Here is a 20,440-nt window from a genome sequence, read left to right as displayed (position 1 = left end):
AGGAAATGGAAGTAGCCGCTAAGTTGTCGGGCGCTCGAATCTCCGCCCAGAAAGCCCGCTTGGTCGCCGACCAGATCCGCGGGAAGAAGGTGGGCGAAGCGCTCAACCTGCTGGCTTTCAGCAGTAAGAAAGCCGCCGAGATCATGAAAAAAGTGCTGGAGTCGGCCGTAGCCAACGCCGAGCACAACGAAGGCGCAGACGTAGATGACCTGAAAGTCTCTACTGTTTTCGTCAACGAAGGGCGTTCGCTGAAGCGCATCATGCCACGTGCCAAAGGCCGTGCTGATCGCATCGTCAAGCGGTCTTGCCATATCACTGTCAAGGTTGCTGACAAGTAACGGAGTCGAAGAGATGGGTCAGAAAGTACATCCCATTGGCATTCGCCTGGGAATCGTCAAGGAGCACACCTCCGTCTGGTACGCAGACGGTCGGACTTATGCGGACTATTTGCTCGCAGATCTGAATGTGCGTGAGTATCTCCAAGACAAACTAAAAAGCGCGTCCGTTAGCCGTATCGATATCCATCGTCCGGCTCAAACTGCACGCATCACCATCCACACCGCTCGTCCTGGTATTGTTATCGGGAAGAAAGGTGAAGATGTTGAAAAACTGCGTCAGGACCTGACCAAGCAAATGGGTGTGCCTGTGCACATCAATATCGAAGAGATCCGCAAGCCGGAGCTTGACGGTATGCTGGTTGCTCAGAGCGTAGCTCAGCAGCTGGAGCGTCGTGTGATGTTCCGTCGCGCCATGAAGCGCGCAGTACAGAACGCCATGCGCATTGGTGCCAAAGGCATCAAGATCCAAGTGAGCGGTCGTCTCGGCGGTGCTGAAATCGCACGTACTGAATGGTATCGCGAAGGTCGTGTGCCACTGCACACCCTGCGTGCCGATATCGACTATGCCACCTACGAAGCACACACCACCTATGGTGTGATCGGTGTCAAGGTTTGGATCTTCAAGGGCGAAGTAATTGGTGGTCGCCAAGAAGAGCTGAAACCTCAAGCGCCTGCGCCTCGTAAAAAAGCTGCCAAGTAAGGGGTACGCCAAATGTTGCAACCAAAGCGTACGAAGTTCCGCAAGCAGATGACTGGCCACAACCGTGGCTTGGCACTGCGCGGTAGCAAAGTCAGCTTCGGCGAGTTCGCGCTGAAGTCTGTTGCTCGTGGTCGTCTCACCGCTCGTCAGATTGAGTCAGCGCGTCGTGCTCTGACCCGTCACGTAAAACGTGGCGGCAAGATCTGGATCCGTGTATTCCCGGACAAGCCTATTTCCAAAAAGCCACTCGAAGTTCGGATGGGTAAAGGTAAGGGTAACGTCGAGTACTGGGTTGCCCAGATTCAGCCAGGCAAAGTCCTGTATGAAATCGAGGGTGTTTCCGAAGAGCTGGCGCGTGAGGCTTTCGCCCTGGCTGCTGCAAAGCTGCCGCTCGCCACCTCCTTTGTTAAGCGGACGGTGATGTGATGAAAGCGAATGAACTTCGTGAAAAATCAGCACAGCAACTGAACGAGCAACTGCTCGGCTTGCTGCGCGACCAGTTCAATCTGCGTATGCAGAAAGCAACTGGCCAGTTGGGGCAGTCTCACCTGCTCTCGCAAGTTAAGCGTGACATCGCTCGCGTGAAGACTGTGCTCAACCAGCAGGCAGGTAAGTAATCATGGCTGAAGCCGAAAAAACCGTCCGTACGCTGACTGGCCGTGTCGTCAGCGACAAGATGGACAAGACCATCACCGTATTGATCGAGCGTCGCGTTAAGCACCCTATCTACGGTAAATATGTTAAGCGTTCGACTAAGCTGCACGCGCACGACGAAACCAATCAGTGCCACATCGGCGACAAGGTCACTATTCGTGAAACTCGTCCGATGGCCAAGACCAAGTCTTGGGCGCTGGTTGATGTTATCGAACGCGCTGTGGAAGTCTAAGGGCTAGGGGTCGGAGAAATTATATGATTCAGACTCAATCCATGCTCGATGTGGCCGATAACAGCGGCGCTCGCCGCGTTATGTGCATCAAGGTGCTTGGTGGCTCTCATCGTCGTTACGCTGGTATCGGTGACATCATCAAAGTGACCGTCAAGGAAGCGATTCCGCGCGGTAAGGTGAAAAAAGGCCAAGTGATGACTGCTGTTGTAGTCCGCACTCGCCACGGTGTCCGTCGTGCAGACGGTTCCATCATCCGCTTTGACGGCAACGCTGCTGTTCTGTTGAACAACAAGCAAGAGCCGATCGGCACCCGTATCTTTGGGCCAGTGACCCGTGAACTTCGCTCTGAGAAGTTCATGAAGATCGTCTCGCTCGCCCCAGAAGTGCTGTAAGGAGATCCGACATGCAAAAGATTCGTCGTGACGACGAGATCATCGTGATCGCCGGCAAAGACAAAGGTAAGCGCGGTAAGGTGCTCAAGGTTCTCGCTGACGACCGTCTGGTCGTTGGTGGGATCAACCTGGTGAAGCGTCATACCAAGCCTAACCCGATGTCGGGCGTACAGGGCGGTATCGTCGAGAAAGAAGCGCCACTGCACGCTTCCAACGTCGCCATTTTCAACAGCGCAACCAACAAGGCTGATCGCGTTGGTTTCAAAGTTGAAGACGGCAAAAAAATTCGTGTCTTCAAGTCGACCCAAAAAGCGGTTGATGCTTGAACACTGCTAGGTAGAAGACCATGGCACGACTGAAAGAGCTGTACTGGAAGGAAATCGCACCGAAGCTTAAGGAAGAACTTAAGCTGTCGAACGTGATGGAAGTTCCACGCATTACCAAGATCACCCTGAACATGGGTCTGGGCGAAGCGATCGGTGACAAGAAAGTCATCGAGCACGCTGTTGCTGACCTGGAAAAGATCACCGGCCAGAAAGTCGTTGTGACTCACGCTCGCAAATCCATCGCAGGCTTCAAAGTCCGCGAAGGTTGGCCGATCGGTGTCAAAGTGACCCTGCGTCGCGACCGTATGTACGAATTCCTGGATCGTCTGCTGTCGATCTCCCTGCCGCGGGTTCGCGACTTCCGCGGCCTGAATGCCAAGTCCTTCGACGGTCGTGGCAACTACAGCATGGGCGTGAAAGAGCAGATCATTTTCCCGGAAATCGATTACGACAAGATCGATGCCCTGCGCGGTCTGGACATTACCCTGACCACCACTGCTCGTTCGGACGACGAAGGTCGCGCACTGCTGCGTGCTTTCAAGTTCCCGTTCCGCAACTGATTGGAGTAGGACCATGGCCAAGAAGAGCATGAAAAACCGTGAGCTGAAGCGTCAGCTCACCGTTGCCAAGTACGCCACCAAGCGTGCAGCACTGAAAGCAATCATCGTGGATCTGAACGCGAGTCCAGAAGCACGTTGGGAAGCTACCGTTGCGCTGCAGAAGCAACCACGTGACGCCAGCGCTTCGCGCATGCGTAACCGTTGCCGCCTGACCGGCCGTCCGCACGGCGTTTACCGCAAGTTCGGCCTCGCCCGTAACAAGCTGCGTGAAGCTGCCATGCGTGGTGACGTACCAGGTCTGGTTAAAGCCAGCTGGTAATTCGCATTTCTCGTTTCGTGCTGCGAGGGGCTTCGGTTTCCGACCAGCGCGACACTTGAAGCTGATCAAGCCCCTTTTGGGGCTTGATTCGTTTCTGGGGTACGTCTAGAATTGCCGGCTCGCCAGAGCCCGTGTTTTCACGTGCCCGGAACATTAAGGCGATAAGCTGTAGCCGCAAGGCTCATTTTTTTTGTATCAGGAGCGTCTAGCCCATGAGTATGCAGGACCCGTTAGCGGACATGCTAACTCGTATCCGTAATGCCCAGATGGCTGAAAAGTCCGTCGTAAGCATGCCATCCTCCTCGTTGAAGGTGGCTGTGGCCAAAGTCTTGAAAGACGAAGGTTACATTGCGGGTTATCAGATCAGCAGCGAAACCAAGCCACTGCTGTCCATCGAGCTGAAATACTTCGAAGGTCGTCCGGTCATCGAAGAAGTCAAGCGCGTCAGCCGTCCAGGCCTGCGCCAGTACAAGTCCGTCGATGATCTGCCAAAGGTTCGTGGCGGTCTCGGTGTGTCTATCGTCTCCACTAACAAAGGTGTGATGACTGATCGTGCTGCGCGCGCTGCCGGTGTTGGCGGCGAAGTGCTTTGCACTGTGTTCTAAGGGGGGATAAGCATGTCACGCGTAGCTAAGAACCCCGTTAAGTTGCCAGCAGGCGTCGAAGTTAAGCTCGTCGGCCAGCAACTGTCGGTGAAGGGTGCCAAGGGTACTCTCGACCTGAACGTTCATTCGTCCGTCGAAATCGTTGAAGAATCCGGTGAGCTGCGTTTCGCTGCTCGCAATGGCGATCAACAGACTCGCGCAATGGCCGGTACCACTCGTGCATTGGTCAACAACATGGTCCAGGGCGTAAGCCAAGGCTTTGAGCGCAAGCTCCAGCTGGTCGGTGTTGGTTACAAGGCCCAGGCTAAAGGCAAAATCCTGAACCTGGCTCTCGGCTTCTCGCACCCAGTGGATTACGAACTGCCGGAAGGCGTTACCGCTGAGACCCCAAGCCAGACCGATATCCTGATCAAGGGCATCGACAAGCAACTGGTTGGTCAAGTGGCCGCGGAAATCCGCGACTTCCGTCGTCCAGAGCCGTACAAAGGCAAAGGCGTGCGTTACGCGGACGAAGTTGTCCGTCGTAAAGAAGCCAAGAAGAAGTAGGGCATAGCAAATGACCGTCAAAAAAGTTACCCGACTGCGTCGCGCTCGCAAAGCACGCCTGAAAATGCACGAACTCGAAGTCGTGCGTCTCTGCGTGTACCGCTCTTCGCAGCACATCTACGCCCAGGTCATTTCGGCCGACGGCAGCAAAGTCCTGGCAAACGCTTCGACTTTGGACAAAGAACTGCGTGATGGCGCCACTGGCAACATCGACGCGGCCACTAAAGTTGGCCAGCTGATCGCTGAGCGTGCGAAAGCCGCTGGTGTATCTCAAGTGGCTTTTGATCGTTCTGGCTTCAAGTACCACGGTCGCGTCAAGGCGCTGGCTGATGCTGCTCGTGAAGGCGGGCTGGAGTTCTAAGTTATGGCAAATAACGACCAAAAACGCGACGAAGGCTACATCGAGAAGCTGGTTCAGGTTAATCGCGTAGCAAAAACCGTAAAAGGCGGCCGTATCTTCACCTTCACCGCGTTGACCGTGGTTGGTGATGGTAAGGGTCGTGTTGGCTTCGGCCGCGGCAAATCCCGTGAAGTGCCTGCTGCAATCCAGAAGGCCATGGAAGCTGCCCGTCGCAACATGATCCAAGTCGATCTGAACGGTACCACTCTGCAGTACGCCATGAAGTCCGCTCACGGCGCTTCGAAGGTCTACATGCAGCCTGCTTCTGAAGGTACTGGCATCATCGCCGGCGGCGCAATGCGTGCTGTCCTGGAAGTTGCTGGCGTTCAGAACGTTTTGGCTAAGTGCTACGGTTCGACCAACCCTGTCAACGTTGTTCATGCAACGTTCAAGGGTCTGAAGTCGATGCAATCTCCTGAGTCCATCGCTGCCAAGCGTGGCCTGAACGTTGAGGAGATCATCTGATCATGGCTACCGTAAAAGTAACGCTGGTCAAGAGCGTCAGCGGCCGTATCCCTAGCCACAAACTGTGCGTTAAGGGTCTGGGTCTGCGTCGCATCGGTCACACTGTAGAAGTCGCTGACACCCCGGAAAATCGTGGGATGATCAACAAGGCTTACTACATGCTGCGCGTCGAGGGTTAATCGATGAAACTCAATGATCTGAGTCCAGCGCCGGGTTCCCGTCGCGAGAAGCATCGTCCGGGTCGTGGTATCGGTAGCGGTTTGGGTAAGACTGGTGGCCGTGGTCACAAAGGTCAAACTTCCCGTTCCGGTGGCACCATTGCTCCGGGCTTCGAAGGCGGCCAACAGCCGTTGCATCGTCGTCTGCCTAAGTTCGGCTTCGTCTCCTTGAAAGCTATGGATCGTGCAGAAGTACGCACCTCCGAGCTGGCCAAGGTTGAAGGCGTCGTAACTGTGCAGTCCCTGAAGGATGCCAACGTGATCAACCAAAACGTACAGCGCGTGAAAGTCATGCTGTCCGGTGAGGTTACTCGCGCGGTCACCCTTAAAGGTATCGCAGCCACCAAAGGTGCGCGTGCGGCTATCGAAGCAGCTGGCGGCAAGTTCGAGGAATAAATGGCTAAGCAAGGTGCTCTCTCAGCGCTCAGCAAAAGCGGCGGGTTGTCCGAACTCTGGGCTCGTCTGCGTTTCCTGTTCCTGGCGATTATCGTCTATCGGATCGGTGCGCATATCCCAGTTCCAGGTATCAACCCTGACCGGCTGGCGGACCTGTTTCGACAGAATGAGGGGACCATTCTTAGCTTGTTCAACATGTTTTCCGGCGGTGCGCTGGAGCGCATGAGCATTTTTGCATTGGGGATCATGCCGTACATTTCGGCCTCGATCATCATGCAGCTCATGACCGCTGTCAGCCCACAGCTGGAGCAGTTGAAGAAGGAAGGTGAGGCTGGTCGTCGCAAGATCAGCCAATACACCCGCTATGGCACCGTCGTCTTGGCCTTGGTTCAAGCTATTGGCATGTCCATTGGTTTGGCTGGTCAAGGCGTTGCTTTCTCTGCAGATATAGGCTTCCACTTCGTGGCGGTTACCACCTTCGTGGCTGGTGCACTGTTCATGATGTGGCTTGGCGAACAGATCACAGAGCGCGGTGTTGGTAACGGTATCTCGATGTTGATTTTTTCGGGTATCGTCGCCGGTCTTCCGAGAGCGATTGGGCAGTCTTTCGAGTCTGCGCGTCAGGGTGATATCAACATTTTCGCTTTGGTCGCCATCGGTTTGCTGGCAGTAGCGATCATCGGTTTCGTGGTGTTCATTGAGCGTGGTCAGCGTCGTATTGCTGTTCATTACGCCAAGCGTCAGCAAGGCCGCAAGGTCTTCGCTGCGCAGACCAGCCACTTGCCGTTGAAAGTGAACATGGCCGGTGTTATTCCAGCCATTTTTGCGAGCAGCATTTTGCTGTTCCCGGCTTCGCTGGGTGCCTGGTTCGGTCAGTCTGAAGGTATGGGCTGGCTTCAAGACATCTCGCAGTCGATCGCTCCTGGTCAGCCGTTGAATATTCTGCTGTTTAGTGCAGGGATTATTTTCTTCTGCTTCTTCTATACGGCGTTGATGTTCAATCCGAAAGACGTAGCGGAAAACCTGAAGAAGTCCGGTGCCTTTATTCCGGGCATTCGTCCTGGTGAGCAGTCTGCGCGCTATATCGATGGCGTTTTGACTCGTCTGACCATGTTCGGTGCTCTCTATATGATGGCCGTATGCTTGCTGCCCCAGTTCCTGGTCGTGGCTGCAAACGTGCCGTTCTACCTTGGCGGGACCTCGTTGCTGATCGTGGTCGTGGTTGTCATGGACTTTATGTCCCAAGTGCAATCTCACCTCGTTTCGCACCAGTATGAATCCCTGATGAAGAAAGCCAACCTGAAGGGCTACGGCAGCGGCATGCTGCGCTGAAGCACCCATAAGGTTCGAGGAGTTGGTGATGAAAGTTCGTGCATCGGTGAAAAAACTGTGCCGTAACTGCAAGATTATTCGCCGCGAAGGTGTCGTTCGAGTAATTTGCAGCGCGGAACCACGTCACAAGCAGCGCCAAGGCTGAGTGTGATCTGTGCTAAAAGCCCAGCAGCTAGTGCGCTGCTGGGTTGATTATTTGTTATTACAGCGATATTATCTCGCGCCCTATTTCTTGGCTTCCGGGGCGTAGGTAGCTGTCAATTGGAGTCCCACTGAATGGCCCGTATTGCAGGCGTTAACATTCCAGATAACAAGCACACTGTTATCTCGCTGACCTACATCTATGGTGTTGGTCGCACGACTGCACAGAAAATCTGTGCTGTCACCGGGGTAAACCCGGCCGCAAAGATCAAAGATCTGAGCGATGAGCAGATTGAACAGCTGCGTGGCGAAGTCGCGAAGTTCACCACTGAAGGTGACCTGCGTCGCGAAATCAACATGAAAATCAAGCGCTTGATGGACCTCGGTTGCTACCGCGGTCTGCGTCATCGTCGTGGTCTGCCAGTACGCGGTCAGCGTACTAAGACCAACGCGCGTACCCGTAAAGGTCCGCGTAAGCCGATCCGCAAGTAATCGCCCCAGCGAATCGACAGGAATTAAATCATGGCAAAACCTGCTGCTCGTCCTCGTAAAAAAGTTAAAAAGACAGTGGTTGATGGCATCGCCCACATCCATGCATCTTTTAACAACACCATCGTGACCATTACCGACCGTCAAGGTAACGCTCTTTCCTGGGCAACCTCCGGTGGTTCGGGTTTCCGCGGTTCCCGCAAGTCCACCCCGTTCGCTGCTCAGGTAGCTGCTGAGCGTGCTGGTCAAGCTGCGCTGGAATACGGCCTGAAAAACCTCGACGTCAACGTCAAGGGCCCAGGTCCAGGTCGTGAATCCGCTGTCCGTGCTCTGAACGGCTGTGGCTACAAGATCGCCAGCATCACCGACGTGACGCCTATCCCGCACAACGGGTGCCGTCCGCCGAAGAAGCGCCGCGTGTAATCCAGGAGATTGTAAAGAATGGCTCGTTACATTGGTCCAAAATGCAAACTCGCTCGTCGCGAAGGCACCGATCTCTTCCTGAAGAGCGGCGTGCGCGCTATCGAATCGAAGTGCAACATTGAAGCAGCACCTGGTATCCACGGTCAGCGCCGCGGCCGCCAGTCCGACTACGGTACTCAATTGCGTGAAAAGCAAAAGGTCCGTCGTATTTATGGTGTTCTTGAGCGTCAGTTCAGCGGTTACTACAAGCAAGCTGCCAGCAAGAAAGGCGCTACTGGTGAGAACCTGCTGCAATTGCTCGAATGCCGTCTGGACAACGTTGTATACCGCATGGGCTTTGGTTCGACTCGTGCCGAATCGCGCCAGCTGGTATCGCACAAGTCGGTTAGCGTGAACGGCAAAACCGTTAACGTTCCGTCTTACCAGGTTCGTGCTGGTGACGTCGTTGCTATTCGCGAAAAAGCGAAGAACCAACTGCGTATTGTCCAGGCACTCGATCTGTGTGCCCAACGTGGCCGCGTAGAATGGGTAGAAGTAGACACTGAGAAAAAATCTGGCGTGTTCAAAAGCGTTCCAGCTCGCAGTGATCTGTCCGCCGACATCAACGAAAGCCTGATTGTCGAGCTCTACTCCAAGTAAGGGCTAGAAAATAGGTGCATCCATGCAGATTTCGGTAAATGAGTTTCTGACACCTCGTCACATTGATGTGCAGGTAGTCAGTCCAACCCGCGCCAAGATCACTCTCGAGCCTCTCGAGCGTGGTTTTGGCCATACCCTGGGCAACGCGCTGCGCCGCATCCTGTTGTCCTCCATGCCTGGCTGTGCAGTAGTCGAGGCCGAGATTGACGGTGTACTCCATGAGTACAGTGCAATCGAAGGTGTACAGGAAGACGTCATTGAAATCCTGTTGAACCTGAAAGGCCTGGCTATCAAACTGCACGGTCGAGACGAAGTTACGCTGACCTTGTCGAAGAAGGGTTCGGGGGTGGTTACCGCTGCCGATATTCAGCTGGATCATGATGTCGAGATCGTTAACCCCGATCACGTAATCGCTAACCTGGCGTCGAATGGCGCCCTGAACATGAAGCTCGTTGTAGCTCGTGGTCGCGGTTATGAACCAGCAGACTCGCGTCAAAGCGATGAAGATGAAAGCCGCAGCATTGGTCGCTTGCAGCTGGATTCTTCGTTCAGCCCGGTTCGCCGTATCGCCTACGTGGTGGAAAACGCCCGTGTCGAACAGCGTACCAACCTGGACAAACTGGTTATCGATCTGGAAACCAACGGTACTCTGGATCCTGAAGAGGCTATCCGCCGCGCTGCAACCATCCTGCAACAGCAGTTGGCTGCGTTCGTCGACCTCAAAGGTGATAGCGAACCTGTGGTGGTCGAGCAGGAAGACGAGATTGATCCAATCCTGCTTCGTCCGGTTGACGATTTGGAACTGACCGTACGTTCGGCCAACTGCCTTAAGGCGGAGAACATTTACTACATCGGTGATCTGATTCAGCGCACTGAAGTGGAACTGTTGAAGACTCCGAACCTGGGCAAGAAATCCTTGACTGAAATCAAGGACGTTCTGGCTTCTCGTGGTCTCTCCCTCGGCATGCGCCTCGACAACTGGCCGCCTGCAAGTCTTAAGAAGGACGACAAGGCGACTGCCTGATCGTCGTAATCACCGAACGTTGTGTTTGGTAAGGAATGAACCATGCGTCATCGTAAAAGTGGACGTCACCTGAGCCGTACCAGCTCTCACCGTAAGGCCATGTTCCAAAACATGGCGGTGTCGCTGTTCGAGCACGAGCTGATCAAAACTACTCTGCCGAAAGCCAAAGAACTGCGCCGCGTCGCCGAGCCGCTGATCACTCTGGCTAAAAACGACAGCGTTGCTAACCGCCGTCTGGCTTTCGACCGTACTCGTTCGAAAGAAGCCGTTGGTAAGCTGTTCAACGATCTGGGCAAGCGCTATGCAACCCGTGAAGGTGGCTACTTGCGTATCCTTAAGTGCGGTTTCCGCGCTGGCGACAACGCGCCAATGGCGTACGTCGAACTGGTTGATCGTCCAGTCGGTGGCTCGGTAGAAGCTGCTGAATAAGACGTCAGTCTTTACAAAAAACCGGGCCTAGTGCCCGGTTTTTTGTTTTTGGCATTTTGCTGAATACAACACGTTATCAATTGAACTACGTGAACATTGCGCTGATCGCAAGTGATAAACAGAACTCTCCTCATTTAGCAGCATTTTCGATATAAGATGTCAGAAAATAGCGGTTTTTCTTCGTTTTTCTGCCTCTGAGAAGATGACCTCAAGCAGATGTTGGTTCAAACTATTGTCTTTCACGAAGGAGATTCACGGCGATGCAAGGCCACCCGGACGTCATCGATTACCTCAACACGCTGCTGACCGGCGAGCTGGCTGCGCGCGACCAATATTTCATCCACTCTCGGATGTATGAAGATTGGGGTTTCAGCAAACTGTATGAGCGTATCAACCACGAGATGGAAGAAGAGGCGCAGCACGCCGATGCACTGATGCGCCGGATTCTGATGCTTGAGGGCACGCCCCGTATGCGTCCGGACGATCTGGATGTGGGCACAACGGTTCCCGAGATGCTTGCCAGTGATCTTCGCCTTGAATACAAGGTTCGCGCAGCGCTCTGTAAAGGCATCGCGCTTTGCGAGCAGCACAAGGATTACATCAGTCGCGACATTCTGCGCCTGCAGTTGGCCGACACCGAGGAAGATCACACCTATTGGCTCGAAAAGCAGATGGGTCTGATCAAGTCCGTTGGCCTGGAAAACTACCTGCAATCGCAGTTCTGATTTCGACTTAATAAAAAGCCCCTGTCATTTCCGTTATGGCAGGGGCTTTTTATTATCTAAGTCATGATCACGCCATTAGGCTCGATCACGCTTCAGCAGCGGTTTAAGGTAATGCCCAGTGTAGGACTGTTTCATTTCCGCGACCTGCTCTGGCGTCCCAGTGGCGATGATCTGACCGCCCTTTGAGCCGCCTTCCGGCCCTAGGTCTACCAGCCAGTCAGCCGTCTTGATCACGTCTAGATTGTGCTCGATGACGACCACGGTATTGCCGTGATCACGCAAGCGATGCAACACGTCCAGCAATTGCTGAATATCGGCAAAGTGCAAACCGGTGGTGGGTTCATCGAGAATATACAGCGTCTTGCCAGTATCCCGTTTCGAGAGTTCACGGGAGAGTTTTACCCGTTGAGCCTCGCCGCCTGACAGTGTTGTCGCCGATTGCCCCAGCTTGATGTAGGAAAGCCCTACATCCATGAGTGTCTGAAGCTTACGTGCCAAAGCTGGTACTGCATCGAAGAAGGCGCGCGCCTCTTCAATCGTCATCTCCAGCACCTCATGGATGCTCTTGCCTTTGTATTTGATCTCCAGAGTTTCCCGGTTATAGCGTTTGCTCTTGCACACGTCGCAAGGCACGTAAATGTCTGGCAGGAAGTGCATTTCGACCTTGATCAGACCGTCGCCTTGGCATGCTTCGCAGCGCCCGCCCTTTACGTTGAACGAGAACCGACCTGGGCCGTAACCCCGAGATCGCGATTCAGGCACACCTGAGAACAGCTCGCGGATAGGCGTGAACAGTCCGGTATAGGTCGCTGGGTTCGAGCGGGGTGTGCGGCCAATTGGGCTTTGGTCGATATCAACGACTTTGTCCAGGTGCTGCAGGCCGTCGATGCTGTCGTGAGTTGCGGCTTCAAGTGTCGTTGCGCCGTTCAGTGCCGTTGCGCTGAGCGGGAACAACGTGTTGTTGATCAGTGTCGATTTGCCAGAGCCCGAGACGCCTGTAACGCACGTCAACAGGCCAATTGGAATTTCCAAATCTACATTGCGCAGGTTGTTTCCGCGGGCGCCTTTGAGTTTTAGCGAGAGTTTCTTATTGCGTGGAGTGCGTTTGGCAGGCACCTCAATCTTCACGCGACCAGACAGGTATTTGCCCGTCAGTGACTCTGGATGTGCCATGACTTCCTGCGGTGTCCCCTCGGCAACGATGCTGCCCCCATGGACGCCAGCGCCTGGCCCGATGTCGACCACGTAGTCCGCCAGACGAATTGCATCCTCGTCGTGCTCGACCACGATTACCGTGTTGCCGATGTCGCGCAGGTGACGAAGGGTGTCGAGCAGTCGGTCGTTGTCGCGCTGGTGCAGGCCGATGGAGGGTTCGTCGAGAATGTACATCACACCGACCAGACCAGCACCGATCTGGCTGGCCAGGCGGATGCGTTGCGCTTCACCGCCGGACAGCGTGTCCGCGCTGCGATCCAGCGTCAGGTAATCCAGGCCCACATTGACCAGGAACTGCAAGCGCTCGCGGATTTCCTTGAGGATCTTGTCGGCAATCTCACCGCGTCGACCGGTGAGCTTGAGATCACCGAAATAATCCGTGGCATCGCCAATGGGCAGGCTGGTTACGGCGGGTAGCGTCTTGTCGCCGACCCACACGTGGCGTGCCTCGCGCCGCAGGCGAGTGCCGCGGCAATCAGGGCATGGCTGGGTGCTGAGGAATTTGGCCAATTCTTCACGAACGGTCGCTGACTCGGTTTCGCGATAACGGCGCTCCAGATTCGGCACGATGCCTTCGAAGGGGTGAGCCCGCTTCACGATATCGCCACGATCGTTCAGGTAGCGGAAGTCGACGTTCTGATTGCCGCTGCCGTTGAGCAGAATTTTCTGCTGCTCGGCTGGTAGCTCCTTGAACGGTACTTCCAGGCTGAAGCCATAATGCTGGGCCAGCGAGCCCAACATCTGAAAGTAGTACACGTTGCGCCGATCCCAGCCACGTATTGCGCCTTCAGCCAGCGTCAGATCCGCATTGACGAGCCGTTTGGCGTCGAAGAACTGCTTCACACCCAAGCCGTCGCACGTCGGGCAGGCACCTGCCGGGTTGTTGAACGAGAACAGCTTCGGCTCCAACTCACTGATCGCGTGGCCGCAGATCGGGCACGCGAAGCGCGCCGAGAAAATCATCTCTTCGCCCGGTTCGTCGTCCATCGGCGCGACCAGCGCAATGCCATCGGCCAGTTTCAGGGCAGTTTCGAAGGACTCGGCCAGACGCTGCTGCAAATCGCCACGCACCTTGAAACGGTCGACCACAACGTCGATCGAGTGCTTCTTCTGTTTATCGAGTTTTGGCAGCTCGTCCAGTTCGCAGAGTGTCCCGTCGACCCGTGCGCGGACGAAGCCTTGAGCGCGCAGTTCCTCAAACACGGCCAGATGTTCACCTTTGCGTTCGCGCACCACGGGCGCCAGCAGCATCAGTTTGCGACCTTCGGGTTCGGCCAGCACCAGATCGACCATCTGACTGACGGTCTGAGCCTCCAACGGGATGTCATGATCCGGGCAGCGGGGTGTACCCACGCGGGCATACAGCAGACGCAGGTAGTCATAGATTTCAGTGATCGTTCCGACCGTCGAGCGAGGGTTGTGCGATGTCGATTTCTGCTCGATGGAGATAGCAGGCGACAAGCCTTCGATGGTGTCGACGTCCGGCTTTTCCATCATCGACAGAAACTGCCGGGCGTACGCCGAAAGAGATTCGACATAGCGGCGCTGACCTTCGGCGTACAGAGTGTCGAACGCCAGCGAGGATTTGCCGGACCCGGAAAGCCCGGTAATCACGATCAGCTTGTCGCGTGGCAGGGTAAGGTCAATGTTCTTAAGGTTGTGGGTTCGAGCCCCACGAATCAGGATCTTGTCCAAGGTGGCCTCGCACGGCGGGCGTAAAACGCAGGAGTATACGGCCAAATACTGGATGGATGCACACTATTGAGATGTACGATGCCTCACCGGGGAAAAAGAAAATTCCTGCGATACGCGGCAAAGCGTCGTATGTGCTGTACATCGATGGGACTGGTAGAATCGCCGCCGGTTCACATGAGGTTCTTCCATGCACGATTCTCACAGCGAGCGCATGAGTGGCAGCGAAACCCGCGCGGCGGGCGGTCTGGCGCTGGTGTTCGCGTTCCGTATGCTGGGCATGTTCATGGTGCTGCCGGTTCTGGCCACCTACGGCATGGACCTGGCTGGCGCAAGCCCTGCACTGATTGGCCTGGCCATTGGCGCATACGGCCTGACTCAAGCCGTTCTGCAAATTCCGTTCGGCATCATTTCCGATCGTATCGGCCGTCGACCGGTGATTTACCTTGGGCTGGTGATATTCGCTTTGGGCAGTGTGTTGGCCGCGCAGTCGACCTCGATCTGGGGTGTCATAGCGGGGCGCATTCTGCAAGGCGCTGGTGCGATTTCCGCAGCGGTGATGGCGTTGTTGTCTGACTTGACCCGCGAACAGCACCGGACGAAAGCGATGGCCATGATCGGTATGACCATTGGCGTGTCTTTCGCCGTTGCGATGGTTGTCGGTCCAATCCTGACCAGCGCGTTCGGTCTGTCCGGTCTGTTCCTCGCCACCGGTGGCATGGCACTGATCGGCATCCTGATCATCGCGTTCGTCGTGCCCAAATCCACCGTGACGTTGCAGCACCGCGAATCCGGCCTGGCAAAGCAGGCGTTGGGGGCGACGCTTCGTCATCCAGACCTGTTGCGTCTGGATCTGGGCATTTTCGCGTTGCACGCCATGCTCATGTCCAGCTTCGTTGCGTTGCCACTGGCACTGGTCGAAAAGGCTGGCCTGCCAAAAGAACAGCATTGGTGGGTCTATCTGACTGCTTTGCTGATCTCTTTCTTCGCGATGATTCCGTTCATCATTTATGGCGAAAAGAAACGCCAGATGAAGCGTATCCTGCTCGGCGCTGTGCTGGTGTTGATGCTCACCGAGCTGTTTTTCTGGGAGTTCGGTAATACGCTTCGGGCACTCGTTATCGGTACGGTCGTCTTCTTTACGGCCTTCAACCTGCTGGAAGCGTCGTTGCCTTCATTGATCAGCAAGGTGTCCCCGGCGGGCGGCAAGGGCACGGCGATGGGGATCTACTCCACTAGCCAGTTCCTCGGCTCCGCGGCGGGTGGCATCCTCGGCGGCTGGCTGTTTCAGCACGGCGGGCTGGATGTGGTGTTCCTCGGCGGTGCGGCACTGGCCGCCATCTGGCTGGCATTTGCTGTTACCATGCGCGAACCTCCGTACGTGACCAGCCTTCGCCTGCCGTTGTCGCCCGAGGCTCAACGCGACACTGGCCTGGCCGATCGTGTGTTGGCCGTACGTGGAGTAACAGATGCAGTGGTGGTGGCCGATGAGGGCGCCATCTATATCAAATTTGACAAAGAACTGTTGGATCGGGCGTCTTTCGACGAAGTGGTCAATCCAGCGTCGGAAACGTGTGAAGCCTAGGAGAACGTTATGGCCCGTGGGGTTAACAAAGTCATATTGGTCGGTACTTGCGGCCAGGATCCCGAAGTTCGCTACCTGCCTAACGGTAATGCCGTGACCAATCTGAGTCTGGCAACTAGCGAACAGTGGACCGACAAGCAGACGGGCCAGAAGGTCGAGAAGACCGAGTGGCACCGCGTTTCGATGTTCGGCAAGGTCGCTGAGATCGCTGGCGAATACCTGCGTAAAGGCTCGCAAGTCTACATCGAAGGTAAATTGCAGACGCGTGAGTGGGAAAAGGACGGCATCAAGCGTTACACCACCGAGATCGTCGTCGACATGCAAGGCACCATGCAATTGCTGGGCGGCCGTCCACAGGGTGACGCTCAACAAGGTCAAGGTGGTGGCGGTTATCAGAATTCCGCACCTCGCCCACAACAGTCGCGCCCTCAGCCTGCGCCGCAGCCTCAGCGTGATTCGCGTCCGGCTCCGCAACAGGCGCCACAACCGGCTCCTGATTTCGACAGCTTTGATGACGATATCCCGTTCTGATAAGAACCAGGCGTCATAAGTGTTGAACTAAGCCCTCGGCAGCCTGACTGTCGAGGGCTTTCTTGTTTGGGCGAAGCCTTATGCAAAACGATCCGCGCCATCCGCCAGGCGTTTGTCGATGTACGCTTTTTGGATTTTTCCAGCCAACACCTCAAGGCGCAGCCTTCAACTACTCCTCTCCGTCCCGAAGAAAATGCTGTGCTTTCGCGGATTGGCTGTCTGTATTTCCAAGCGTTGGCCGGTTTCCAGTAGAGCGCTTACGCGCTATCGAGGAAGCGACCTATGCACGGTGGGGGCTCAGACTGGAGGAGCCCGGTCAGTCGAGTCACGTGCGGCTGAATCTGGGGGGGCTATGGTGCGCGGATGTAGACTGACGAGTGATTGAGTGAGGGTGTTTGAAAAAACGAATACCTGAATGGGATCTGTAACAGTCCGGCTTTTTTCGGCGGTGGAGATTTCGAGTCAGCCACCGTCGACAGGCCGGATTGTTACAAGGTCAGGTGCGACGGGGACGATTACAACCCCAACTCCGTCAGCCCCGGGTGATCATCAGGACGACGTCCCAGCGGCCAGTGAAATTTGCGCTCCGATTCTTTGATCGGCATGTCGTTGATGCAGGCGAAGCGACGGTGCATCAGGCCGTCTTCGTTGAATTCCCAGTTTTCGTTGCCGTAGGAGCGGAACCAGTTGCCTGAGTCATCGTGCCATTCGTAGGCATAACGCACGGCGATACGGTTGTCGGTGAAGGCCCACAATTCTTTGATCAAGCGGTAATCGAGTTCTTTCTTCCATTTGCGGGTCAGGAAGTCTTTCGCTTCTTCGCGATTAGTGGCGAACTCGGCGCGGTTGCGCCATTTCGTATCGAGGGTGTAGGCCAGCGATACCTTCTCTGCGTCGCGACTGTTCCAGCCATCTTCCGCCAGGCGGACTTTTTCGATGGCCGATTCACGGGTAAACGGGGGAAGTGGCGGGCGAGTCTGAGCGTTGGACATGGCGAGGCCTCCAGGACAATTGGATACGGCAGTGAATAGAGCGTTCTTGAAGCGCAGGCCGTTACGGTGAGGTGGCCTGTTTCAGCAGCAGCTGCGCAACATCCCTTGCGCTGTCGGCGGCACTGTAATCGCCCATGACGCGGGCGGTGGTGATAGCGCCTTCCATGAGAATCAGCAACTGTCTGGCCAACGCCGACGGTTGCTCGATGTTCAGTTGTTCGGTCAATCCCTGCGTGTAGTCGAGCAACTTCTGTTTGTGCAGCTTGGCGATCAAGCGAATTGGGTCATTCGGATCGCCTACTTCCCCGGCGGTGTTGATGAACGCACAGCCGTGAAATCCATCGGATTCGAACCAGCCTTTGAGTACCGAAAACATATTGAGAATGCGCGCTTCGGGCGTTTCTGCCTTGTCGGATTCGGTTCTGAACCAATTCATCCAGCGCACATCGCGAGCGTTAAGCGCGGCGGCGGCCACTTCATCCTTGGTGGCGAAGTAACGGTAGATGCTTTTTCGGGCGACGCCGGAAGTCTTCACCAGAAGGTCCATGCCGGTGGCATGAATTCCGTTCTGATAGATGAGTTGCTCGGCGGTTGCGAGAATTTTCTCGCGTGTATCGGTTGTCGGTATGTTCATGGGATTTAAGGTAGAACGATCGTTCTCCGTAGTCAAGGCGCTTTTCAAAAAAACGTCTTTTCTGGGTTCGGTGCAGGGGGCGCGCTTATGACGTCTGCCGAAAGGGCCGAACTTGCGCGGCAAATTTCGATCAGTTCAGTTGGGCCTTGATTTCGCCGTCCTTCATGACTGAAAGGGAGTGACCTGCGTTTTGTCGAATTTCAAAACCGTCTTGCTGCTGTATCTGATGCTCGGTGTCGGCAGCTTTAACGCTCAGGCAGCCGATGCGCCTGCCGCGAGTACCGCTCAGTCAAGCGCACCTGCCAATTCTGATTCAACAGGAGAGCCCGCCAAGCCAGAGATTCTGGTCAAAGGCGGTTTGCTCGGCGCTATCAGTTCCAGCATCGACAGCGTGCAGGACAAGCTGGATCTGGACGACCACCTGCTCGACTCTTGGCGTTTGCGCGCCGACCGAGCGGCCGATGAGTTGGGGGCGCTGGTCAACAAGCCATCCACTCGTTCGCCTTGGGCGATGGTGGGTGACTTCCTGATTCTGTCGGTGGTGTGGATCGGATCTTTTCTACTGTTGAACCGAATCGGCCGCTTTATCGCCAACCGGATCACACGGCACAGGCTGATGAAAAAGCGCGAACGCGTAGAGGGCGTGCTGAGCTACGTTTTGCCCTTCACCGTTCCCGCGCTGATCTGCCTGCCGCTGACGCTCTACGTCAGCCATTTCATGCCGCTGTCCATTGGCCGGGCGCTGGCGCTGTGTCTGGCGTATTCCACCAGCAGCGGTATCTTTTCGACGTCGGTGCTGATGTCGGTGATCGTGCTGTTCAACTCCGGGCATAAACGCCCGGCGGTTCGGATCATTCGCGAATATGCGCCGCATCCGCTGTTCATCGTCGGTTTTTTTGCGGCCCTGAGCGACGCGTTGACCAGCCCGCAGATTTCCCGACAATTCGGCGGCAACGTGACGACCAGCGTCGCGGCGTTCACCGGGCTGATGGCGTCGGTGATGTTCTGCATTGTGGTGATTCGCATGCGTCGTCCTGTGGCGCACTTGATCCGAAATCGCCCTTTGAACGCGCGCCTTTCGCAACCGGCCTTGCAACAGACGCTGAAGATATTTTCCAGTCTGTGGCATTTGCCCATTCTGTTGATGATTCTGGTTTCGGCGGTCAACCTGATCGGCGCGGGCGAGGACAGCCAGGAAGCGTTGCGCTGTGCCGTGCTGACCACGGTGCTGTTGATCGGGACGGTGTTTCTCAGCACGCTGTTCCAGCACATGTTCAAACCTGCTGAGGCGCGCACAGGCCGGGTCTACAAAGAGCGTTTGTTGAGCCTTTTGCATGCCGTGCTGCGTATCGCATTGGCGGGAGGATTTATCGAGCTGCTGGGGCGGATCTGGGGCTTTTCGTTATTTGAATTCGCCCAGCGCAACGCGCTCGGCAAGGTGATCAGCGATTCGTTGAGCAGCATTGGCCTGATCTTCCTGGTGACCTGGTTACTTTGGGTCGTGATGGACACGGCAATTCAGGAAGCCCTAAAACCGCCTACCAATTCCCGCTCATCCCGCCAGCCCAGTACGCGGGTGAAAACCATCCTGCCGCTGTTGCGCAACGCGATCAAAATCATTCTGGTGGTCATCTGCACGATCACGACGATGGCCAATCTGGGGATCAACGTCGCGCCGTTGCTGGCGGGGGCCGGGGTGGTGGGGCTGGCCATCGGTTTCGGTTCGCAGCAACTGGTGCAGGACGTGATCACTGGCCTGTTCATCATCATCGAAGACACCATTTCCATCGGCGACTGGGTAGTGCTGGATTCTGGCCACGCGGGAACGGTCGAGAGCCTGACCATCCGCACGTTGCGCCTGCGCGACGGCAAGGGGTTTGTGCATTCGGTGCCGTTCGGCCAGATCAAGGCCGTCACCAACCAATCGCGCCAGTTCGCCTATGCGTTCTTCTCGTTCCAGTTCACTTACGACTCGGACGTGGATTCAGCGACCTCGCTGATTCGCGAAGCCGGGCAGGCCATCACCGACGACTTTCTGCTGGCGAGCAAGCTGCAAGGGCCGCTGGAGGTGTTCGGTCTGGATCGCATGGACATGAACGGCATCGTCATCACGGCGCAGTTCCGCACGTCGTCAGGTGGTCAGTACGCGGTAAGCCGTGCGTTCAACGACAAACTCAAGCGACTTGTGGATAAGTCCACGGACGTACGCTTTGCGCAAACTTATCCACAACTGGTGATGAGTCCGCACAGTGGACAGTTTTCGCAGATGGAGGAGGGGGACGAGCAGCATTCGTTGTCGGGCAAGACGACGGTGGTGAACAAGGACGGCTCGGAAAGCCCGGTTTAGGTAATCCCTTTGTAGGAGCGCGCTTGCCCGCGATGACGGCGCATCAGACGCCAACGATGCAGGATGTGCCGACGTATTCGCGGGCAAGCGC

General features: G+C 55.8%; 29 protein-coding genes. 26 read left to right on the top strand and 3 right to left on the bottom strand.

Annotation, left to right across the window (positions count from 1 at the left end; translation table 11 throughout):
* Positions 1-5: 5 nt before the first annotated feature.
* From rplV to bfr, 23 genes are all read left to right on the top strand, one after another.
* The gene (gene rplV / locus ACI5GA_RS13595; protein ID WP_003103908.1) at positions 6-338 is read left to right on the top strand and encodes a 50S ribosomal protein L22; all 333 of its coding nucleotides are present in this window, start codon (positions 6-8) and stop codon (positions 336-338) included.
* A gap of 13 nt (positions 339-351) precedes the next feature.
* A complete protein-coding gene (gene rpsC, locus ACI5GA_RS13590) occupies positions 352-1,038 on the top strand; it encodes a 30S ribosomal protein S3 (protein WP_007924192.1) in 687 nt (228 codons plus the stop codon).
* Between the two features lie 12 nt (positions 1,039-1,050).
* A complete protein-coding gene (gene rplP / locus ACI5GA_RS13585; protein WP_003228729.1) occupies positions 1,051-1,464 on the top strand; it encodes a 50S ribosomal protein L16 in 414 nt (137 codons plus the stop codon).
* The gene (gene rpmC, locus ACI5GA_RS13580) at positions 1,464-1,655 is read left to right on the top strand and encodes a 50S ribosomal protein L29 (RefSeq protein ID WP_002555481.1); all 192 of its coding nucleotides are present in this window, start codon (positions 1,464-1,466) and stop codon (positions 1,653-1,655) included. The genes rplP and rpmC overlap by 1 nt, the downstream gene beginning before the upstream one ends.
* Positions 1,656-1,657: 2 nt before the next feature.
* A complete protein-coding gene (gene rpsQ, locus ACI5GA_RS13575; protein ID WP_108240406.1) occupies positions 1,658-1,924 on the top strand; it encodes a 30S ribosomal protein S17 in 267 nt (88 codons plus the stop codon).
* A gap of 23 nt (positions 1,925-1,947) precedes the next feature.
* On the top strand, positions 1,948-2,316 hold the full coding sequence (gene rplN, locus ACI5GA_RS13570) for a 50S ribosomal protein L14 (RefSeq protein WP_003243907.1): 369 nt from the start codon (positions 1,948-1,950) through the stop codon (positions 2,314-2,316).
* A gap of 11 nt (positions 2,317-2,327) precedes the next feature.
* Positions 2,328-2,642, top strand: coding sequence for a 50S ribosomal protein L24 (rplX, locus tag ACI5GA_RS13565; protein WP_108240405.1), 315 nt, complete (start codon positions 2,328-2,330; stop codon positions 2,640-2,642).
* A 20-nt stretch (positions 2,643-2,662) separates the two neighbouring features.
* Positions 2,663-3,202 carry a 50S ribosomal protein L5 gene (rplE, locus tag ACI5GA_RS13560; protein ID WP_404640511.1) on the top strand — a complete coding sequence of 180 codons (540 nt, stop codon included), beginning with the start codon at positions 2,663-2,665 and terminating at the stop codon, positions 3,200-3,202.
* 13 nt (positions 3,203-3,215) lie between these two features.
* Entirely contained in the window at positions 3,216-3,521 is a 306-nt protein-coding gene (gene rpsN, locus ACI5GA_RS13555; RefSeq protein ID WP_108240403.1) for a 30S ribosomal protein S14, read from the top strand.
* 212 nt (positions 3,522-3,733) lie between these two features.
* Complete coding sequence (gene rpsH / locus ACI5GA_RS13550) at positions 3,734-4,126, top strand: 30S ribosomal protein S8 (protein ID WP_108240402.1); 393 nt, start codon at positions 3,734-3,736, stop codon at positions 4,124-4,126.
* A 12-nt stretch (positions 4,127-4,138) separates the two neighbouring features.
* A complete protein-coding gene (gene rplF / locus ACI5GA_RS13545) occupies positions 4,139-4,672 on the top strand; it encodes a 50S ribosomal protein L6 (protein WP_108240401.1) in 534 nt (177 codons plus the stop codon).
* A 10-nt stretch (positions 4,673-4,682) separates the two neighbouring features.
* A complete protein-coding gene (gene rplR, locus ACI5GA_RS13540; protein WP_037017727.1) occupies positions 4,683-5,033 on the top strand; it encodes a 50S ribosomal protein L18 in 351 nt (116 codons plus the stop codon).
* Between the two features lie 3 nt (positions 5,034-5,036).
* Positions 5,037-5,537 carry a 30S ribosomal protein S5 gene (gene rpsE / locus ACI5GA_RS13535; RefSeq protein WP_108240400.1) on the top strand — a complete coding sequence of 167 codons (501 nt, stop codon included), beginning with the start codon at positions 5,037-5,039 and terminating at the stop codon, positions 5,535-5,537.
* Between the two features lie 2 nt (positions 5,538-5,539).
* Positions 5,540-5,716 (top strand): 50S ribosomal protein L30, encoded by a 177-nt coding sequence (rpmD, locus tag ACI5GA_RS13530; protein ID WP_108240399.1) that lies wholly within the window; start codon positions 5,540-5,542, stop codon positions 5,714-5,716.
* A 3-nt stretch (positions 5,717-5,719) separates the two neighbouring features.
* Complete coding sequence (rplO, locus tag ACI5GA_RS13525) at positions 5,720-6,151, top strand: 50S ribosomal protein L15 (protein ID WP_404640517.1); 432 nt, start codon at positions 5,720-5,722, stop codon at positions 6,149-6,151.
* A complete protein-coding gene (gene secY / locus ACI5GA_RS13520; protein WP_062384496.1) occupies positions 6,152-7,483 on the top strand; it encodes a preprotein translocase subunit SecY in 1,332 nt (443 codons plus the stop codon).
* A 28-nt stretch (positions 7,484-7,511) separates the two neighbouring features.
* Entirely contained in the window at positions 7,512-7,628 is a 117-nt protein-coding gene (gene rpmJ, locus ACI5GA_RS13515) for a 50S ribosomal protein L36 (RefSeq protein WP_002555468.1), read from the top strand.
* A gap of 131 nt (positions 7,629-7,759) precedes the next feature.
* Positions 7,760-8,116 carry a 30S ribosomal protein S13 gene (gene rpsM / locus ACI5GA_RS13510; RefSeq protein WP_003186020.1) on the top strand — a complete coding sequence of 119 codons (357 nt, stop codon included), beginning with the start codon at positions 7,760-7,762 and terminating at the stop codon, positions 8,114-8,116.
* A gap of 30 nt (positions 8,117-8,146) precedes the next feature.
* Positions 8,147-8,536, top strand: coding sequence for a 30S ribosomal protein S11 (rpsK, locus tag ACI5GA_RS13505; protein WP_002555466.1), 390 nt, complete (start codon positions 8,147-8,149; stop codon positions 8,534-8,536).
* Positions 8,537-8,554: 18 nt separating this feature from the next.
* Complete coding sequence (gene rpsD / locus ACI5GA_RS13500; protein WP_421422990.1) at positions 8,555-9,175, top strand: 30S ribosomal protein S4; 621 nt, start codon at positions 8,555-8,557, stop codon at positions 9,173-9,175.
* Between the two features lie 22 nt (positions 9,176-9,197).
* Positions 9,198-10,199: a DNA-directed RNA polymerase subunit alpha gene (locus tag ACI5GA_RS13495; RefSeq protein ID WP_007970428.1), complete on the top strand. Its 1,002-nt coding sequence runs from the start codon at positions 9,198-9,200 to the stop codon at positions 10,197-10,199.
* Between the two features lie 42 nt (positions 10,200-10,241).
* Complete coding sequence (gene rplQ, locus ACI5GA_RS13490) at positions 10,242-10,628, top strand: 50S ribosomal protein L17 (protein WP_404634332.1); 387 nt, start codon at positions 10,242-10,244, stop codon at positions 10,626-10,628.
* A gap of 260 nt (positions 10,629-10,888) precedes the next feature.
* On the top strand, positions 10,889-11,353 hold the full coding sequence (gene bfr, locus ACI5GA_RS13485) for a bacterioferritin (RefSeq protein ID WP_404634331.1): 465 nt from the start codon (positions 10,889-10,891) through the stop codon (positions 11,351-11,353).
* A 75-nt stretch (positions 11,354-11,428) separates the two neighbouring features.
* Here bfr and uvrA read toward each other — a convergent pair whose 3' ends face one another.
* The gene (gene uvrA / locus ACI5GA_RS13480) at positions 11,429-14,263 is read right to left on the bottom strand and encodes an excinuclease ABC subunit UvrA (protein WP_421422989.1); all 2,835 of its coding nucleotides are present in this window, start codon (positions 14,261-14,263) and stop codon (positions 11,429-11,431) included.
* A gap of 187 nt (positions 14,264-14,450) precedes the next feature.
* Here uvrA and ACI5GA_RS13475 point away from each other — a divergent pair, with 187 nt between their 5' ends.
* Complete coding sequence (locus ACI5GA_RS13475) at positions 14,451-15,845, top strand: MFS transporter (protein ID WP_404634329.1); 1,395 nt, start codon at positions 14,451-14,453, stop codon at positions 15,843-15,845.
* Between the two features lie 9 nt (positions 15,846-15,854).
* On the top strand, positions 15,855-16,376 hold the full coding sequence (locus ACI5GA_RS13470) for a single-stranded DNA-binding protein (RefSeq protein WP_421422988.1): 522 nt from the start codon (positions 15,855-15,857) through the stop codon (positions 16,374-16,376).
* Between the two features lie 515 nt (positions 16,377-16,891).
* On the opposite strand, the gene ACI5GA_RS13465 is transcribed toward ACI5GA_RS13470, so the two are convergent.
* Positions 16,892-17,368 (bottom strand): DUF1348 family protein, encoded by a 477-nt coding sequence (locus ACI5GA_RS13465; protein WP_404634327.1) that lies wholly within the window; start codon positions 17,366-17,368, stop codon positions 16,892-16,894.
* 61 nt (positions 17,369-17,429) lie between these two features.
* Positions 17,430-18,002, bottom strand: a complete 573-nt coding sequence (locus tag ACI5GA_RS13460) for a TetR/AcrR family transcriptional regulator (protein ID WP_404634375.1) — start codon at positions 18,000-18,002, stop codon at positions 17,430-17,432.
* A 226-nt stretch (positions 18,003-18,228) separates the two neighbouring features.
* On the opposite strand from ACI5GA_RS13460, the gene ACI5GA_RS13455 reads away from it, so the two are divergent.
* The gene (locus ACI5GA_RS13455; protein ID WP_421425478.1) at positions 18,229-20,349 is read left to right on the top strand and encodes a mechanosensitive ion channel family protein; all 2,121 of its coding nucleotides are present in this window, start codon (positions 18,229-18,231) and stop codon (positions 20,347-20,349) included.
* Positions 20,350-20,440 lie beyond the last annotated feature (91 nt).

Source organism: Pseudomonas sp. Pseu.R1, from assembly GCF_045764065.1.
Classification (GTDB): Bacteria; Pseudomonadota; Gammaproteobacteria; order Pseudomonadales; family Pseudomonadaceae; genus Aquipseudomonas.
This window is presented reverse-complemented; position numbering and strand designations above follow the sequence as displayed.

Bases quoted from the DNA above. Each gene is read 5' to 3' on its own strand.
- rplV (WP_003103908.1), top strand. From the start codon at position 6: ATGGAAGTAGCCGCTAAGTTGTCGGGCGCTCGAATCTCCGCCCAGAAA.
- rpsC (WP_007924192.1), top strand. From the start codon at position 352: ATGGGTCAGAAAGTACATCCCATTGGCATTCGCCTGGGAATCGTCAAG.
- rplP (WP_003228729.1), top strand. From the start codon at position 1,051: ATGTTGCAACCAAAGCGTACGAAGTTCCGCAAGCAGATGACTGGCCAC.
- rpmC (WP_002555481.1), top strand. From the start codon at position 1,464: ATGAAAGCGAATGAACTTCGTGAAAAATCAGCACAGCAACTGAACGAG.
- rpsQ (WP_108240406.1), top strand. From the start codon at position 1,658: ATGGCTGAAGCCGAAAAAACCGTCCGTACGCTGACTGGCCGTGTCGTC.
- rplN (WP_003243907.1), top strand. From the start codon at position 1,948: ATGATTCAGACTCAATCCATGCTCGATGTGGCCGATAACAGCGGCGCT.
- rplX (WP_108240405.1), top strand. From the start codon at position 2,328: ATGCAAAAGATTCGTCGTGACGACGAGATCATCGTGATCGCCGGCAAA.
- rplE (WP_404640511.1), top strand. From the start codon at position 2,663: ATGGCACGACTGAAAGAGCTGTACTGGAAGGAAATCGCACCGAAGCTT.
- rpsN (WP_108240403.1), top strand. From the start codon at position 3,216: ATGGCCAAGAAGAGCATGAAAAACCGTGAGCTGAAGCGTCAGCTCACC.
- rpsH (WP_108240402.1), top strand. From the start codon at position 3,734: ATGAGTATGCAGGACCCGTTAGCGGACATGCTAACTCGTATCCGTAAT.
- rplF (WP_108240401.1), top strand. From the start codon at position 4,139: ATGTCACGCGTAGCTAAGAACCCCGTTAAGTTGCCAGCAGGCGTCGAA.
- rplR (WP_037017727.1), top strand. From the start codon at position 4,683: ATGACCGTCAAAAAAGTTACCCGACTGCGTCGCGCTCGCAAAGCACGC.
- rpsE (WP_108240400.1), top strand. From the start codon at position 5,037: ATGGCAAATAACGACCAAAAACGCGACGAAGGCTACATCGAGAAGCTG.
- rpmD (WP_108240399.1), top strand. From the start codon at position 5,540: ATGGCTACCGTAAAAGTAACGCTGGTCAAGAGCGTCAGCGGCCGTATC.
- rplO (WP_404640517.1), top strand. From the start codon at position 5,720: ATGAAACTCAATGATCTGAGTCCAGCGCCGGGTTCCCGTCGCGAGAAG.
- secY (WP_062384496.1), top strand. From the start codon at position 6,152: ATGGCTAAGCAAGGTGCTCTCTCAGCGCTCAGCAAAAGCGGCGGGTTG.
- rpmJ (WP_002555468.1), top strand. From the start codon at position 7,512: ATGAAAGTTCGTGCATCGGTGAAAAAACTGTGCCGTAACTGCAAGATT.
- rpsM (WP_003186020.1), top strand. From the start codon at position 7,760: ATGGCCCGTATTGCAGGCGTTAACATTCCAGATAACAAGCACACTGTT.
- rpsK (WP_002555466.1), top strand. From the start codon at position 8,147: ATGGCAAAACCTGCTGCTCGTCCTCGTAAAAAAGTTAAAAAGACAGTG.
- rpsD (WP_421422990.1), top strand. From the start codon at position 8,555: ATGGCTCGTTACATTGGTCCAAAATGCAAACTCGCTCGTCGCGAAGGC.
- ACI5GA_RS13495 (WP_007970428.1), top strand. From the start codon at position 9,198: ATGCAGATTTCGGTAAATGAGTTTCTGACACCTCGTCACATTGATGTG.
- rplQ (WP_404634332.1), top strand. From the start codon at position 10,242: ATGCGTCATCGTAAAAGTGGACGTCACCTGAGCCGTACCAGCTCTCAC.
- bfr (WP_404634331.1), top strand. From the start codon at position 10,889: ATGCAAGGCCACCCGGACGTCATCGATTACCTCAACACGCTGCTGACC.
- ACI5GA_RS13475 (WP_404634329.1), top strand. From the start codon at position 14,451: ATGCACGATTCTCACAGCGAGCGCATGAGTGGCAGCGAAACCCGCGCG.
- ACI5GA_RS13470 (WP_421422988.1), top strand. From the start codon at position 15,855: ATGGCCCGTGGGGTTAACAAAGTCATATTGGTCGGTACTTGCGGCCAG.
- ACI5GA_RS13465 (WP_404634327.1), bottom strand. From the start codon at position 17,368: ATGTCCAACGCTCAGACTCGCCCGCCACTTCCCCCGTTTACCCGTGAA.
- ACI5GA_RS13460 (WP_404634375.1), bottom strand. From the start codon at position 18,002: ATGAACATACCGACAACCGATACACGCGAGAAAATTCTCGCAACCGCC.
- ACI5GA_RS13455 (WP_421425478.1), top strand. From the start codon at position 18,229: ATGCTCGGTGTCGGCAGCTTTAACGCTCAGGCAGCCGATGCGCCTGCC.